Consider the following 14,770-nt stretch of genomic DNA (forward strand, 5'->3'; position numbering starts at 1 on the left):
ATTTATTGTATGGTCTTAGCGATTATTGTCATCTTAGCCCCTTTGTTAATTTATATTACCATTGTATCGTTTGTGGAAAATCGTCAAGTGGTGAGCATAGCCTATGGTATCTGTGTTCTAGTTTGGATTTATGCGGGTTATCAATGGTTAAAGATTGCTAAGGAATTGAAAGATACAGACAAATCATAGTTTTACAGTATATTGCATAGGAGGAATGAAATGACTGAAACAAAAAATCCCTACGCCGCCTCAGGTGTGGATGTCGAGGCTGGTTATGAAGTGGTTGAACGCATAAAAAAGCACGTCAAACGCACCGAGCGTCTAGGCGTTCTAGGTGCTCTGGGTGGCTTTGGCGGCATGTTTGACCTCAGCCAGCTGGATGTCAAGGAGCCTGTCCTCGTGTCTGGTACCGACGGGGTGGGGACCAAGCTCATGCTGGCCATCCAGTACGACAAGCACGACACCATTGGTCAGGACTGCGTGGCCATGTGTGTCAACGACATCATTGCTGCGGGTGCCGAGCCCCTCTACTTCCTGGACTACATCGCGACCGGCAAGAACGTGCCTGAAAAGCTGGAGCAGGTGGTTGCTGGTGTGGCCGAGGGCTGCGTTCAGGCCGGTGCTGCCCTGATTGGTGGTGAGACCGCCGAGATGCCTGGAATGTATGGCGAGGACGACTATGACCTGGCCGGTTTCGCCGTGGGGATCGCCGAGAAAAGTCAGCTCATTGACGGCAGCAAGGTCAAGAGTGGCGATGTCCTTTTTGGGCTGGCCTCCAGTGGCATCCACTCCAACGGCTATTCCCTGGTCCGCCGTGTCTTTGCGGATGTTGACGGGGACGCTCTGTTGCCAGAGCTAAATGGCAGAGCCCTTAAGGATGTTCTTCTTGAGCCAACCCGTATCTATGTCCAGCAAGTCCTCCCTCTGGTCAAGGCAGGGCTAGTCAACGGCATTGCCCACATCACAGGCGGCGGCTTTATCGAAAATGTGCCCCGTATGTTTAGCGATGACCTAGCTGCAGAAATTGACGAAGCCAGCATCCCGGTTCTACCGATCTTTACCGCCTTGGAGAAGTATGGAAACATCAAACACGAGGAAATGTTTGAAATCTTCAATATGGGCATTGGCCTGGTCTTGGCAGTGTCGCCAGAAAATGTTGACAAAATTAAAGAACTGGTGGATGAAGAAGTTTACCAAATCGGTCGAATTACCGAAAAGACTGACCAGAGCGTGATCATTCGATGAAAAAGATTGCTGTCTTTGCCAGCGGATCTGGCTCCAATTTTCAAGTCATCGCAGAGGAATTCCCAGTTGCCTTTGTCTTTTCTGACCAACCAGAGGCTTATGTATTAAAACGTGCAGAAAAATTGGGTGTGCCATCTTACAGCTTTGCCCTCAAAGATTTCCCAGACAAGGCAGCCTATGAAGAAGCCTTGGTTGACTTATTAGATCAGCACCAGATTGACTTGGTTTGTCTGGCTGGCTACATGAAAATCGTTGGTCCAACCCTGCTAGCTGCCTACGAAGGCAAAATCATCAACATCCACCCAGCTTACTTGCCAGAATTTCCAGGTGCTCACGGCATTGAAGACGCCTGGCAGGCAGGAGTAGCAGAAAGTGGCGTCACCATCCACTGGGTGGACAGCGGTATCGACACCGGCCAAATCATTAAACAAGTCCGCGTCCCGCGACTACCAGACGATACTATCGACACCTTCGAAGCCAGAATCCATCAAGCGGAGTACCAGCTTTATCCTCAGGTGGTGAGGGAGTTGGTGCAGAAGTGAAGAGAGAGGTTATTTATGAAAAAAATAATTAGTTGTTCATATCTTCTGCTTTGTAGCTTTATTTTAATAAGTTGTAGCGCTAAGACAGAAAAAACAGAGACTGCATCCTCACAAACAGTTTACATTGGCGACAATAGTAAGGTATCTCAGCTAGTTTCTGATTTAGATTATCCTAGTGGATTAACTTACGATTCCATTGAAATCCAATCGGATGAAGAACCTTATGAATTAAAAGTATTTGTTTCTGGCACAACAGATTATTATGATGAATTAGAAAAGTGTGCTGATGAAGCATTTGAACGTATTTCAAATATGGATGTGATTCATTTTTATCACAAAGATAGCGGTGAATTACTTGCAACCTATTTACGATAAACCAATGACCGCAGGTCGCTAATTCTGCGAGCGATAGCGAGCATAGACACTATTTTTCGCCGTGGTGAGAGTAAAAGAAGTAATGTAACACTTCTTTTACGACGGAAATCTTGAGACCTTAGGCTCAAGATTTAGGCATGGAACTCTGAAAGAGTTCGCTGCCGTCCGTACCACTTAAGAAAAATAGTAAAAAATAAAAAAGGAGACCCCATGACTAAACTTGCCTTGATTAGCGTGTCTGACAAGACAGGCATCATTGATTTTGCAAAAGAACTGACAGCCCAAGGTTGGGAGATTATCTCAACTGGCGGCACTAAGACTACCCTCGACAAGGCAGGCATTGCCACCATCGCCATCGACGATGTGACAGGTTTCCCTGAGATGATGGATGGTCGTGTTAAGACCCTTCATCCAAAAATCCACGGTGGACTTTTGGCGCGTCGTGATTTGGACAGCCATTTGGAAGCGGCAAGCCAGCATGAGATTGCTCTGATTGACCTTGTCGTGGTCAACCTCTATCCCTTCAAGGAGACCATCCTCCGCCCTGACGTGACCTACGATTTGGCGGTGGAAAATATCGATATCGGCGGTCCTTCCATGCTGCGTTCGGCGGCTAAAAATCACGCCAGCGTGACGGTCGTGGTGGATCCAGCGGATTATGCGGTGGTTTTAGGAGAAATAGCTGAGCAGGGCAGCACGACTTATGAGACGCGTCAGCGTTTGGCTGCCAAGGTCTTCCGCCACACCGCAGCCTATGATGCCTTGATTGCTGAGTACTTCACGGCTCAAGTCGGTGAAACCAAGCCTGAAAAACTGACCATCACCTACGACCTTAAGCAGGCCATGCGCTACGGCGAAAACCCGCAACAGGATGCGGATTTCTACCAAAAAGCCATTCCGACAGACTACTCAATTGCTTTAGCCAAACAGCTCAATGGTAAGGAACTTTCTTTCAATAACATCCGCGATGCGGATGCGGCCATCCGCATCATCCGAGATTTCAAGGACAGACCAACTGTGGTGGCGCTCAAACACATGAACCCTTGTGGTATCGGCCAGGCAGACGACATCGAGATGGCCTGGGATTATTGTTATGAAGCTGACCCAGTATCCATTTTCGGTGGGATTGTTGTTTTGAACAGAGAAGTTGATGGTGCGACGGCGGAGAAAATGAGCAAGATTTTCCTCGAAATCATCATCGCACCAAGTTACACGTCAGAAGCGCTAGCTATTTTCCAGAAAAAGGCCAATCTGCGCGTGCTGGAACTGCCTTTTGAGGGGCAAGAGCAGAGTGAAATCGAGCCTGAATATACGGGTGTGGTCGGTGGTCTCTTGGTGCAGAACCAGGACGTGTCGACCGTTAGTTCAGAGAATTGGGACATCGTGACTGAGCGTGAGCCAGATGAGCAGGAGCGGGTGGCTTTGGACTTTGCTTGGAAGGCGATTCGCTATGTCAAGTCCAACGGGATCTTGATTTCCAACGACCACATGACCCTGGGTGTCGGCCCTGGTCAGACCAACCGTGTGGCTTCTGTCAAGATTGCTATCGAGCAGGCCAAGGACCGTCTGGACGGTGCGGTACTGGCTTCAGACGCCTTCTTCCCGTTTGCTGATAACATCGAGGAAATCGCAGCTGCAGGCATCAAGGCTATTATCCAGCCAGGAGGTTCGGTGCGTGACGAGGAAGTCATCGCCGCTGCCAACAAACACGGCATCGCCATGGTCTTTACAGGAGTGAGACATTTTAGGCATTAAAAAACGAACCGCAAGGGTTCGCTCTGCCTATCCTTTAGGATAGATATAGTGGACTGGTCCAGGAGAATAGCCGCTTCCGTTCCAAACTTGGTAGGGGTTGAACCAGCCGCGGAAGTTGCTGATGTACTGCTTGCCAGCGTAGTTGGACTCTAGGACCTGGATGCGTGTGGCGCTTTCGACATGCGTGACGACAGCCACGTGGCCGTATCCTCCGCCGTCTGTCGGCCATACAGCTACTGCGCCAACTCGTGGCGTGTCGCTGACGATATAGCCTAGGTTTCTGGCAGTATTGGCCCAATCTTTAGCGTGTCCCCACCATTCTCCGACCCAGGGAGCGACTTGCTTGGCGCCCCATGTGCATTGACCTACAGGATAGTGGGTTGATACATACGTTTTGGGAATACTTGGTGTGGTGACTGGAGCAGGGGCTGGGCTGGTCTGTGTTAGATGGTTGGGATCAACGGTGAAGCTAGCTGGTAAAACACCTGTTAGGCCGGTACCATTTCGCTTGTAGATGTGGAAATGGTAGAGTCCGCTATCCTTGTGTTTGTTCAAATCCAGCTGGAAGTTGTAGGTGCCAGAGCCAAGAGAGCTAGCACCATACCAGCCGATATCGTCCTGTCCATTTTTGTCGGACCAGACCGCAAAGACGTACTCACCGGGAGCTGCATTTTTGAGATTTAACTCATAGACACCCGTTCGGACAAAGCGGCTACTAGCGGTTGGGTTGTAAGTAACGGGGATTGTGGTGGTGCTAGGTTTGTTCAAATCTGCGGTGCTTGCGACATAGCCAACTCGAGTACCGTCGGCATAATTGATGTAAACATGGTTGTTGTAGACTCCAGCGATATTTTGATGGTTGGCAATGGAAACTGCAAGACTGTATCGATTGCTGGTATTGGCATTCACCTTGTACCATTTGATATTGCTTTGGTTGCTGGTGCTCCAGACAGCAATATCCATCGAAGTAATTGCTTTTTCAGGTTGGATATTGAGAGTGTAGGAGCCCGTTGTTTTATTGATATTGGTCAAGGAAAATTGTGGCGTTTTTAGAGTGGATGGCGTAGGGGACGGACTTGGCGTAGTGGTTGGAGGTGTGACAGTTGTTCCTCCGATGCCGACTAGAGCTTCTCCTGCCTTATTACGCCGATACAGATGGAGGTTATAGACGCCTGTTTCGTTATTATGATTCTTGAGGGGAATATCCAGTAAGTAAGAACCATCTGCCTGACGTTTCATTCCATACCACTGGATATCGTCCTGGCCATTCTTCTCTGTCCAAGTAGGGAGTAGGACTTCATAGGGGACATCTGTAATTCCAGTAACCTTAACGGTTAGGACATGAGAACTGCTGAAGGCTGTCGTGATTTTTGGTGAGTTGCTGGTAGCAGAACCCTCGGCTAGACTGGCTGCTCTTGTGCTAGTGCTTGTTGTGGTCGCAAGAGTGGGCTTGGAAGTGGCTGTACTAGCAGTTGCCTGAGTGACAGTGGTAGTTGCTTTGCTAGTGGTTGAGCTGGCGTTTGTTTGTGTCTGGCTTATTTGAGTAGTCGTTCCAGTGCTGGTCTCAGTTATACCTGCTGGTGTTTGGGGGACAGTTCCGCCTTCCTTTTTGTTGGTTTCTGACGGGTTGCTGGTCGTTGATGGAGAATTGACTTGGGAACTATTATTAGAAGGCGTAGGACTGGTTGTGGTCTCATTGGGAGCTATAGAACTCACAGTCGTAGCGGTTTGCTGTGTTGGAGTTGCTTGAGTGAGATTTTTTTCTTCTAAGCGCTGGAAAGTTTCAGCTTTTAAGAGAGTTTTCTTACCATTTCGTGTCAAGTAAGTCTCTAAGTGATAAGTCCCAAAACCGACATGACTTCGTAAGGAAATTTCGGTAATATCTGGCAAGGCATTGTAAAAAATCATATCATCTTTACCATTTTCTTCTGACCAGATGGCGTATTGAATGGTTGCATTTTCAGGGAGAGCCTCTATATAGCGGAGCTTCAATTTCGTTCCACTGACTTCTATAGAAACAGGGGAAAGATTTTCATTAGCTTTCACCAGCGTTGCCCCTTGTGTGGCCAAACTTCCTAAAACTAAACTTGATAACAATAATGTTTTGATTTTCATATTATCTCCTTTCACAGATTCTATTCGTTGAAAAATAGGATTTTTGTGAAAAAAGATTTATAAGAGTGGTTTTTTGAGAAAAACTTTGGCAGTGAAGTCAAAGGTGAGAAGTCAGAATTTCTGTGGTTTAGAGCAATGTTAAAATTATTTTTTTATACGGTAACTTGACGGTTAGTTTGTATTTGTGAAAAGGGAATTAGCAGTTTCATAAAGTAAGGAAGAGGAGTAGTGACATGAAATTATTGGTTGTCGGTTCTGGTGGTCGTGAGCATGCGATTGGAAAGAAATTGTTGGAGTCAAAATGGGTAGAAAATGTCTATGTTGCCCCAGGTAATGATGGCATGACCCTAGATGGGTTACAACTGATCAATATCGGAATTTCCGAACATTCTGCCCTGATTGATTTTGCCAAGAAAAATAACATCGCTTGGACCTTTGTCGGGCCTGATGATGCACTGGCAGCGGGTATCGTGGATGATTTTGAATCAGCAGGCCTCAAAGCTTTTGGGCCATCGCGTCTAGCAGCAGAGCTGGAGTGGTCCAAGGACTTTGCCAAGTCTATCATGGTCAAGTACGGCATCCCAACAGCGGCCTATAGCACCTTTGCCGACTTTGAGGAGGCCAAGGCTTATATCGAAAGACAGGGCGCCCCTATCGTGGTCAAGGCAGATGGACTGGCACTGGGCAAGGGAGTGGTCGTGGCAGAGACGATTGAGCAGGCGGTCGAGGCGGCGCGTGAGATGCTTTTGGACAATAAATTCGGAGACTCTGGTGCACGTGTGGTTATTGAAGAATTCCTAGATGGTGAGGAGTTTTCTCTCTTTGCCTTTGCCAATGGCGAACGGTTTTCCCTCATGCCAACTGCTCAAGATCATAAGCGGGCTTACGATGGAGATACGGGCCCCAACACAGGTGGTATGGGGGCTTATGCACCGGTTGCCCACCTACCTCAGTCCGTCATCGATCAGTCGGTTGAGACCATTATCAAGCCCCTTCTAGCAGGTATGGTGGCAGAAGGACGTCCCTATCTTGGCATTCTTTACTGTGGTCTGATTTTGACCATCGATGGACCTAAGGTCATCGAGTTCAACGCCCGCTTTGGGGATCCCGAGACCCAGATTACCCTGCCCCGCCTGACCTCTGATTTTGCGCAAAACATCAGCGACATCTTGGACAAGAAAGAGCCAACTATCACTTGGCGTGAGGATGGCGTAACCCTTGGCGTTGTCGTCGCTTCAGATGGTTACCCGCTTGATTATGAAAAAGGTGTCCCACTACCAGAAAAGACCAATGGAGACATCATCACCTACTATGCAGGCGCTAAGTTTGATGACAATAGCAGAGCTCTGCTATCCAACGGCGGACGGGTCTATATGCTAGTCACCACAGCCGATACCGTCCCAGCAGCACAGGAAAAAATCTATGCTGAGCTGGCAAACCAAAACACTGAGGGGCTCTTTTATCGAACAGACATCGGAAGTAAAGCATTGAATTAAAATATAATGTAATCAGAAAAACGAGCGTAAGCGAGATAAACCCGTTAGTTGTCGCCGTGGTGAAAAAACTAATAGGAAAGAATTTAGAAAGAAATTTGAAGTTAGAAGGTTTGCGACACGAAGAAGCGATTTCGATAATAAATCGCTGATGAGTTAGTGCAGTGCTTAGGCTATGTCCGATAGGAATAGCCGTAGTTGGTTGAGTGAAGTATTCACCAACCAAACTTAGCACTGCCTGACGTCCCTACCACTTAAGACAACTGACAAAAAGAAAAAAGGAACATTAAAATGAAACCAATCATTTCCATTATCATGGGCTCTAGCTCTGACTGGGCGACCATGCAAAAAGCAGCAGAAGTTCTCGATCAATTCAGCGTCCCCTACGAGAAAAAAGTCATTTCTGCCCACCGTACCCCAGACCTTATGTTTAAGCACGCAGAGGAAGCACGCGGTCGTGGTATCAAAGTCATCATTGCAGGTGCTGGTGGGGCAGCCCACTTACCTGGTATGGTCGCCGCCAAGACAACTCTGCCTGTTATCGGTGTACCTGTTAAATCTCGTGCCCTCAGTGGTCTCGATTCCCTCTATTCCATTGTCCAGATGCCCGCAGGTGTGCCTGTGGCAACCATGGCAATAGGAGAAGCGGGAGCAATCAATGCGGCTTTGACTGCGCTGCGTATTCTGTCTATCGAAGATAGCGGTATCGCAGACCAACTGGCCAGCTTTGCTATTGAACAAGCCAAAATCGCGGAGGCCATGAGCGATGAACTCAACTAAAACTATCGGGATTATCGGAGGCGGTCAACTGGGTCAGATGATGGCGATTTCTGCCATCTATATGGGGCACAAGGTCATTACGCTAGACCCAGCGGTGGATTGCCCGGCTTCGCGCGTGAGTGAGGTGATTGTGGCACCTTACAGCGATGTAGAGGCTCTTCGCCAACTGGCAGAGCGCTGTGATGTGCTCACTTATGAGTTTGAAAATGTTGATGCGGATGCGTTAGACGCCGTGATAACAGACGGTCAATTGCCGCAGGGGACAGACCTTCTGCGTATTTCTCAAAATCGCATTTTTGAAAAAGATTTCTTAACTAATAAGGCTGGCGTGACCGTGGCACCTTATCGAGTGGTGACCTCTAGCCTTGATTTGGAAAATCTTGACTTCTCAAAAACCTATGTCCTCAAAACTGCCACGGGTGGCTATGATGGACACGGTCAAGTGGTTATCCGCTCAGCGGCTGATCTGGAAGAGGCCTGCCACCTAGCCAACTCAGCCGAGTGCGTCTTGGAGGAGTTCGTCAATTTTGACTTGGAAATCTCCGTTATCGTGTCTGGTAACGGCAAGGATGTGACGGTTTTCCCTGTGCAGGAAAATATCCACCGCAATAACATCCTCTCCAAGACCATCGTCCCAGCCCGCATTTCAGAGGATTTAAGCGCTAAAGCGAAGGCGATGGCGGTGAAAATAGCAGAGCAGCTCAACCTATCTGGTACCCTCTGTGTGGAAATGTTTGTAGCAGGTGAAGAGATTCTGGTCAATGAAATCGCCCCACGCCCCCACAATTCAGGGCATTACTCTATCGAAGCTTGTGACTTTTCACAGTTTGACACCCATATCTTGGGCATTTTAGGTGAGGCTCTGCCAGACATCACTCTCCACGCTCCAGCCACCATGACCAACATCCTAGGACAAGACCTGGAAGACGCTCTGCAATTTTGCCAAAAAAATCCTAACGCCCACCTCCACCTTTATGGTAAAATAGAAGCAAAGCCCAACCGCAAGATGGGACATGTGACGGTTTTTAGTGATGAGGCGGATAGTGTGGAGGAGTTTTAGGTAGGAAGGAGTGTAATTTTAATGGGAACGATTATAGAATTATGTGCTGATAATTTAACGTTGGATTGGGGAAAAAATAATTATTATAAAGCTCATTCTTGGCTATTTTCAGAGGATGATAGATTTGAGAAGAAGTCTACTAACTATAATTTTTGTAATGGAGCGTTAGCTATTTCCGATAATTTAGAGAACGTAAAATTCAGATTGAATAATTTAGGTTATTCATTAGCAGAAACTAAAAAACGACTTGAAGATCAAATTAATATTTGGCGTAGAGTCCATGATTTTCCTGAAATAGCTCAACTAATAATGAATTACATTAGTTCAATTAATCTTGATGATATTACAGATTTAACTATTATAAAAGAATCTGAATATTTAGATGAAGAAGATATATATCATTGGCTTGCAAAAAAAATTGAAGCCGATCCTATTTATATTACAGAAAAAAATAGGTTGATAGCTAATCTAGAAAAACCTGAGGATTATTTTGATGATATAGAAGGTTTTTTCTTTGAAAAATTAGATAGATATATTTGCTTGCGTTTGTTATGTGAAAACCCAAATAATTTGGATAAAGAATTGAAATGGTTTTGTTATGATATTATAGAGTCGGGTTGGGCTTCAAAAGAAGATATACAATATTTTGATAATAAATATTTTGTTATTGAACATAATAAATTGTATGGGAAATTGAATAGATACGCCATTCAACAAGATAATATTAATGATAGTGTGTTACAATTTGATAGTTGGTTAAGGAATAAAGGGCTGCCACAAAATAAAAATTATCAGAGAGAAAATTTAAGTACAGGTGCTTTAACATCAATAAGTTATACAACTCCTACTTTTATACGGAATATAATTCATCATCCTGAGAATACTAATAATACTTTTAATGATGGTGATTTAAAAGAATCAATTAATTCTATGCTCGATTTAATTAAGCAAAATGGTATAAATTTAATTTGAAGGAGAAATACAATGATTGACTATTCTCCTCATCTTAATCTAAAAACTGAAATAAAGTAAGTGTCTGATGGAGTAATCTTATCAAACTTTCGAGCTACTACTTCAGAGCATAAACGAATGAATATCGTCAGTTATCACCTGAGAGTATCATAAAATTAAAACCACCTGTTAGGGCAAAGATAGCTGTGCTAATCAAATTGAATACGGGATACTTTGTACCTGTAAAAATAGATAGGATTGGACACTAGTTTTACTGAACTGAACCCAGGAGAAAAGCTCGGAAGAAATTAGTTTGCTCATTCCTACATACTTAAAGTAATCAAATAAAAAATAGAAAGGAACAAGGGTGCCGTATTCTCTAAACTGAATACGGGCTGCGGACTTCCTTAATTAAAACCATAATAAATAAAAAGAAAGGAGTGAGGGTGTTACCGAGTATTTGAACTCGGGCTAAAAGCGTCGGAAAAAAGATAGACTTTCTAGTGTGCCAGCACACTGTGTCAGTCTCCTATTTTTCTCTCGCTTTCTAAACGCCCTCTGTATCATCAACATGATCAATCGTTATTCCCGCCCTGAGATGGCGAACATTTGGAGTGAAGAAAATAAATACCGTGCTTGGCTTGAGGTGGAAATCCTAGCTAGTGAGGCATGGGCTGAGTTGGGTGAGATCCCCGAGGAAGATGTAGCCTTGATTCGTGAGAAGGCGACTTTCAATATTGAACGCATTTTGGAAATTGAAGAAGAAACTCGTCACGATGTAGTGGCTTTTACTCGTGCAGTCTCGGAGAGTCTTGGTGAGGAGCGCAAGTGGGTACACTATGGATTGACCTCTACCGACGTGGTGGATACGGCCTACGGCTACCTCTACAAGCAGGCCAACGACATTATCCGTCGCGACCTTGAAACCTTTACCAATATTGTTGCCGACAAAGCGCGTGAACACAAATACACCATCATGATGGGGCGTACCCACGGGGTGCATGCGGAGCCAACGACCTTCGGTTTGAAACTTGCGACTTGGTACAGCGAAATGAAGCGGAACCAAGAGCGTTTCGAGCGAGCAGCAGTTGGCGTTGAAGCTGGTAAGATTTCAGGTGCCGTTGGTAACTTTGCTAACATCCCACCATTCGTTGAGGAGTATGTCTGTGATAAACTCGGCATCCGTCCACAAGAAATTTCAACTCAGGTCTTGCCTCGTGACCTCCATGCGGAGTATTTTGCGGTGTTAGCAAGTATTGCGACATCAATCGAGCGTATGGCAACGGAGATCCGTGGTCTGCAAAAATCGGAGCAACGCGAAGTCGAAGAGTTCTTTGCCAAGGGTCAAAAAGGCAGCTCTGCTATGCCCCACAAACGCAACCCAATCGGTTCTGAAAACATGACAGGGCTTGCGCGTGTCATTCGTGGGCACATGGTGACGGCCTATGAGAACGTGGCACTTTGGCACGAACGTGATATTTCGCACTCATCTGCGGAGCGGATTATCACACCAGACACAACCATTCTCATTAACTACATGCTCAACCGTTTTGGCAATATCGTCAAGAATTTGACCGTCTTTCCTGACAATATGCTCCGTAACATGAACTCGACCTTTGGCTTGATTTACAGCCAGCGTGTCATGTTGAAACTCATCGAAAAAGGAATGACTCGTGAAGAAGCTTACGATTTGGTACAACCAAAAACAGCTCATTCATGGGACAATCAAGTCGACTTCAAACCATTATTAGAATCTGATGAGAAAGTAACTTCTCGCCTCACACAAGACGAAATCGACGAACTCTTCAACCCAGACTACTACGCTAAACGTGTCGATGATATCTTTGCACGATTGGGTCTGTAATAGAGTTTTAGAAATAATAATTATATAATTATATAGAAAGAACTTCATCGAGATAAGCATGAAGTTCTTTTCGATTCATCTGAAAAAGAGGTGTAGATAGAGCGAAATGTTAGAGATGATCAGAGGAGTCAGTATTTTTGCATGTCATCAAAAGCGTTTTGATGTGAAGGTCTTGTAAACAAGAATGAAGTAGAGTAATGCTCAAATAAAATCAATCTAACCTAGGAAAGGAAACTGATAGAACTGGAGCTCATCGAAGCGAGTTGCCAACGCCTATCTTTGATTTTCGAAGAATATAAATTTTGACTGACGAAAAAAATGTTCAAAACTCTTGCATTGGTAACTCATATCTGGTATACTACTATGGTGCCGTAAAAAATACGGCTGTAGCTTTGACGCAGGAGGTTGCGACACGCTTGGTTGCATTGCCACGCAATCCGTGTTGGTTTTCCTGAAGAGCTAGCCTATTATCTTAAATAGACGAAAAAGGAGAAAAAGATGGCAAACAAAAAAATTCGCATCCGCTTGAAAGCGTACGAGCACCGTACACTTGATACAGCTGCTGCAAAAATCGTAGAAACTGCTGCTCGCACAGGTGCAACAGTTGCTGGACCAGTTCCACTTCCAACTGAGCGTAGCCTCTACACAATCATTCGTGCGACTCACAAGTACAAAGACTCTCGTGAGCAGTTCGAAATGCGTACCCACAAGCGCTTGATCGATATCATCAACCCAACTCAAAAAACAGTTGATGCCTTGATGAAGTTGGATCTTCCAAGTGGCGTAAACGTTGAAATCAAACTCTAATTAGCCAAACATACGAGAAGAGTTTGTGTTCAAGTCCAATTGAACACGGGCTAAACTCGGCGTAAAAAAGATAAACTTCCCTAGAAGCTCTGGCTTCGTCGGTCAGTTTCCTGTTTTTACCTTGAGTTTGACGCCCTTTGTATCTTGGTGTGAGCATAAAAAACGCTCGTTAAAAACTTTTTAAAAAATAAGAAAAGGAAATCATTTTCTCATGACAAAAGGAATCTTAGGGAAAAAAGTGGGAATGACTCAAATCTTCACTGAATCTGGTGAATTTATCCCTGTTACTGTCATCGAAGCAACTCCAAACGTGGTGCTTCAAGTGAAAACTGTTGAAACTGACGGCTACGAAGCTGTTCAAGTTGGTTTTGATGACAAGCGCGAAGTATTGAGCAACAAACCTGCCAAAGGCCATGTCGCAAAAGCGAACACAGCTCCTAAGCGCTTCATTCGTGAATTCAAAAACATTGAAGGCTTGGAAGTTGGTGCTGAATTAACAGTTGAACAATTTGAAGCTGGTGATGTTGTTGACGTCACAGGAACTTCTAAAGGTAAAGGTTTCCAAGGTGTTATCAAACGCCACGGCCAATCTCGTGGTCCAATGGCTCACGGTTCTCGTTACCACCGCCGTCCAGGTTCAATGGGACCTGTTGCACCAAACCGTGTCTTCAAAGGTAAAAACCTTGCAGGCCGTATGGGTGGTGAGCGCGTAACGATCCAAAATCTTGAAATCGTACAAGTTGTTCCAGAAAAGAACGTTCTTCTGATCAAAGGTAACGTTCCAGGTGCTAAGAAATCTCTTATCACTATCAAGTCAGCAGTTAAGGCTGCTAAATAATAAGGAAAGGGGAATCAGTCGAAATGGCAAACGTAACATTATTTGACCAAACTGGTAAAGAAGCTGGCGAATTGACTTTGAACGACGCAGTATTTGGTATCGAACCAAACGAATCTGTTGTTTTTGATGTCATCATCAGCCAACGTGCTAGCCTTCGCCAAGGGACTCACGCAGTGAAGAACCGCTCAGCAGTTCGCGGTGGTGGACGCAAACCATGGCGTCAAAAAGGAACTGGGCGTGCGCGTCAAGGTTCTATCCGCTCTCCACAATGGCGCGGCGGTGGTGTGGTCTTCGGTCCAACGCCACGTTCATACGGCTACAAACTTCCGCAAAAAGTTCGTCGCTTGGCATTGAAATCAGTTTATTCAGAAAAAGTTGCTGAAAACAAATTTGTAGCTGTTGAATCTCTTTCATTTGCAGCTCCAAAAACTGCTGAGTTCGCAAAAGTTCTTGCAGCACTTAGCATTGATACAAAAGTTTTAGTTATCCTTGAAGATGGTAACGACTTCGCTGCCTTGTCAGCTCGTAACCTTCCAAATGTTAAAGTTTCAACTGCAACAACTGCAAGTGTACTTGACATTACAGGCGCGGACAAACTTCTTGTAACCAAAGCAGCTATCTCTACTATCGAGGAGGTTCTTGCATAATGAATTTGTACGACGTAATTAAAAAACCTGTTATCACTGAAAAGTCAATGACTGAACTTGAAGCAGGCAAATATGTTTTTGAAGTGGATACTCGTGCTCATAAACTTTTGATCAAGCAAGCTGTTGAAGCTGCTTTCGAAGGTGTTAAAGTAGCTAACGTTAACACAGTAACAGTGAAACCAAAACAAAAGCGCGTAGGTCGCTATATTGGTTACACTAACAAGGTTAAAAAAGCAATTATCACTTTGACTGCTGATTCAAAAGCAATCGAGTTGTTTGCAGCTGAAGCAGAATAATC

Annotated in this window: 15 protein-coding genes; 14 read left to right on the forward strand and 1 reads right to left on the reverse strand. The window is 45.2% G+C overall.

Annotated features, from left to right (window positions below; all coding sequences use genetic code 11):
• Positions 1 to 9: 9 nt before the first annotated feature.
• From ABID29_RS00190 to purH, 5 genes are all read left to right on the forward strand, one after another.
• The gene (locus ABID29_RS00190; protein WP_354363605.1) at positions 10 to 189 is read left to right on the forward strand and encodes a hypothetical protein; all 180 of its coding nucleotides are present in this window, start codon (positions 10 to 12) and stop codon (positions 187 to 189) included.
• A 30-nt stretch (positions 190 to 219) separates the two neighbouring features.
• Positions 220 to 1,245, forward strand: coding sequence for a phosphoribosylformylglycinamidine cyclo-ligase (gene purM / locus ABID29_RS00195; RefSeq protein WP_354363606.1), 1,026 nt, complete (start codon positions 220 to 222; stop codon positions 1,243 to 1,245).
• A complete protein-coding gene (gene purN, locus ABID29_RS00200) occupies positions 1,242 to 1,787 on the forward strand; it encodes a phosphoribosylglycinamide formyltransferase (RefSeq protein ID WP_354363608.1) in 546 nt (181 codons plus the stop codon). The genes purM and purN overlap by 4 nt, the downstream gene beginning before the upstream one ends.
• Positions 1,788 to 1,802: 15 nt before the next feature.
• Entirely contained in the window at positions 1,803 to 2,162 is a 360-nt protein-coding gene (locus ABID29_RS00205; protein WP_354363609.1) for a DUF4825 domain-containing protein, read from the forward strand.
• A 210-nt stretch (positions 2,163 to 2,372) separates the two neighbouring features.
• On the forward strand, positions 2,373 to 3,917 hold the full coding sequence (purH, locus tag ABID29_RS00210; RefSeq protein WP_354363610.1) for a bifunctional phosphoribosylaminoimidazolecarboxamide formyltransferase/IMP cyclohydrolase: 1,545 nt from the start codon (positions 2,373 to 2,375) through the stop codon (positions 3,915 to 3,917).
• Between the two features lie 27 nt (positions 3,918 to 3,944).
• Here purH and ABID29_RS00215 read toward each other — a convergent pair whose 3' ends face one another.
• On the reverse strand, positions 3,945 to 6,032 hold the full coding sequence (locus ABID29_RS00215; protein ID WP_354363611.1) for a GBS Bsp-like repeat-containing protein: 2,088 nt from the start codon (positions 6,030 to 6,032) through the stop codon (positions 3,945 to 3,947).
• A 233-nt stretch (positions 6,033 to 6,265) separates the two neighbouring features.
• On the opposite strand from ABID29_RS00215, the gene purD reads away from it, so the two are divergent.
• The 9 genes from purD to ABID29_RS00260 all read left to right on the forward strand — a co-directional run bounded on the left by purD (position 6,266) and on the right by ABID29_RS00260 (position 14,768).
• Entirely contained in the window at positions 6,266 to 7,528 is a 1,263-nt protein-coding gene (gene purD / locus ABID29_RS00220) for a phosphoribosylamine--glycine ligase (protein WP_354363612.1), read from the forward strand.
• Between the two features lie 288 nt (positions 7,529 to 7,816).
• The gene (gene purE / locus ABID29_RS00225; protein ID WP_354363613.1) at positions 7,817 to 8,305 is read left to right on the forward strand and encodes a 5-(carboxyamino)imidazole ribonucleotide mutase; all 489 of its coding nucleotides are present in this window, start codon (positions 7,817 to 7,819) and stop codon (positions 8,303 to 8,305) included.
• Complete coding sequence (gene purK, locus ABID29_RS00230; RefSeq protein ID WP_354363614.1) at positions 8,292 to 9,365, forward strand: 5-(carboxyamino)imidazole ribonucleotide synthase; 1,074 nt, start codon at positions 8,292 to 8,294, stop codon at positions 9,363 to 9,365. Before purE ends, purK begins: the two co-directional genes overlap by 14 nt.
• A gap of 21 nt (positions 9,366 to 9,386) precedes the next feature.
• The gene (locus ABID29_RS00235; protein ID WP_354363615.1) at positions 9,387 to 10,337 is read left to right on the forward strand and encodes a HEPN/Toprim-associated domain-containing protein; all 951 of its coding nucleotides are present in this window, start codon (positions 9,387 to 9,389) and stop codon (positions 10,335 to 10,337) included.
• Positions 10,338 to 10,887: 550 nt separating this feature from the next.
• Positions 10,888 to 12,180, forward strand: coding sequence for an adenylosuccinate lyase (purB, locus tag ABID29_RS00240; RefSeq protein ID WP_354363735.1), 1,293 nt, complete (start codon positions 10,888 to 10,890; stop codon positions 12,178 to 12,180).
• A gap of 498 nt (positions 12,181 to 12,678) precedes the next feature.
• The gene (gene rpsJ, locus ABID29_RS00245; protein ID WP_354363616.1) at positions 12,679 to 12,987 is read left to right on the forward strand and encodes a 30S ribosomal protein S10; all 309 of its coding nucleotides are present in this window, start codon (positions 12,679 to 12,681) and stop codon (positions 12,985 to 12,987) included.
• Positions 12,988 to 13,198: 211 nt separating this feature from the next.
• Positions 13,199 to 13,825, forward strand: a complete 627-nt coding sequence (rplC, locus tag ABID29_RS00250; protein WP_354363618.1) for a 50S ribosomal protein L3 — start codon at positions 13,199 to 13,201, stop codon at positions 13,823 to 13,825.
• Between the two features lie 23 nt (positions 13,826 to 13,848).
• Complete coding sequence (rplD, locus tag ABID29_RS00255; protein WP_354363619.1) at positions 13,849 to 14,472, forward strand: 50S ribosomal protein L4; 624 nt, start codon at positions 13,849 to 13,851, stop codon at positions 14,470 to 14,472.
• The gene (locus tag ABID29_RS00260) at positions 14,472 to 14,768 is read left to right on the forward strand and encodes a 50S ribosomal protein L23 (protein ID WP_354363620.1); all 297 of its coding nucleotides are present in this window, start codon (positions 14,472 to 14,474) and stop codon (positions 14,766 to 14,768) included. The genes rplD and ABID29_RS00260 overlap by 1 nt, the downstream gene beginning before the upstream one ends.
• Positions 14,769 to 14,770 lie beyond the last annotated feature (2 nt).

Source organism: Streptococcus rupicaprae (assembly GCF_040545225.1).
GTDB lineage: Bacteria > Bacillota > Bacilli > Lactobacillales > Streptococcaceae > Streptococcus > Streptococcus rupicaprae.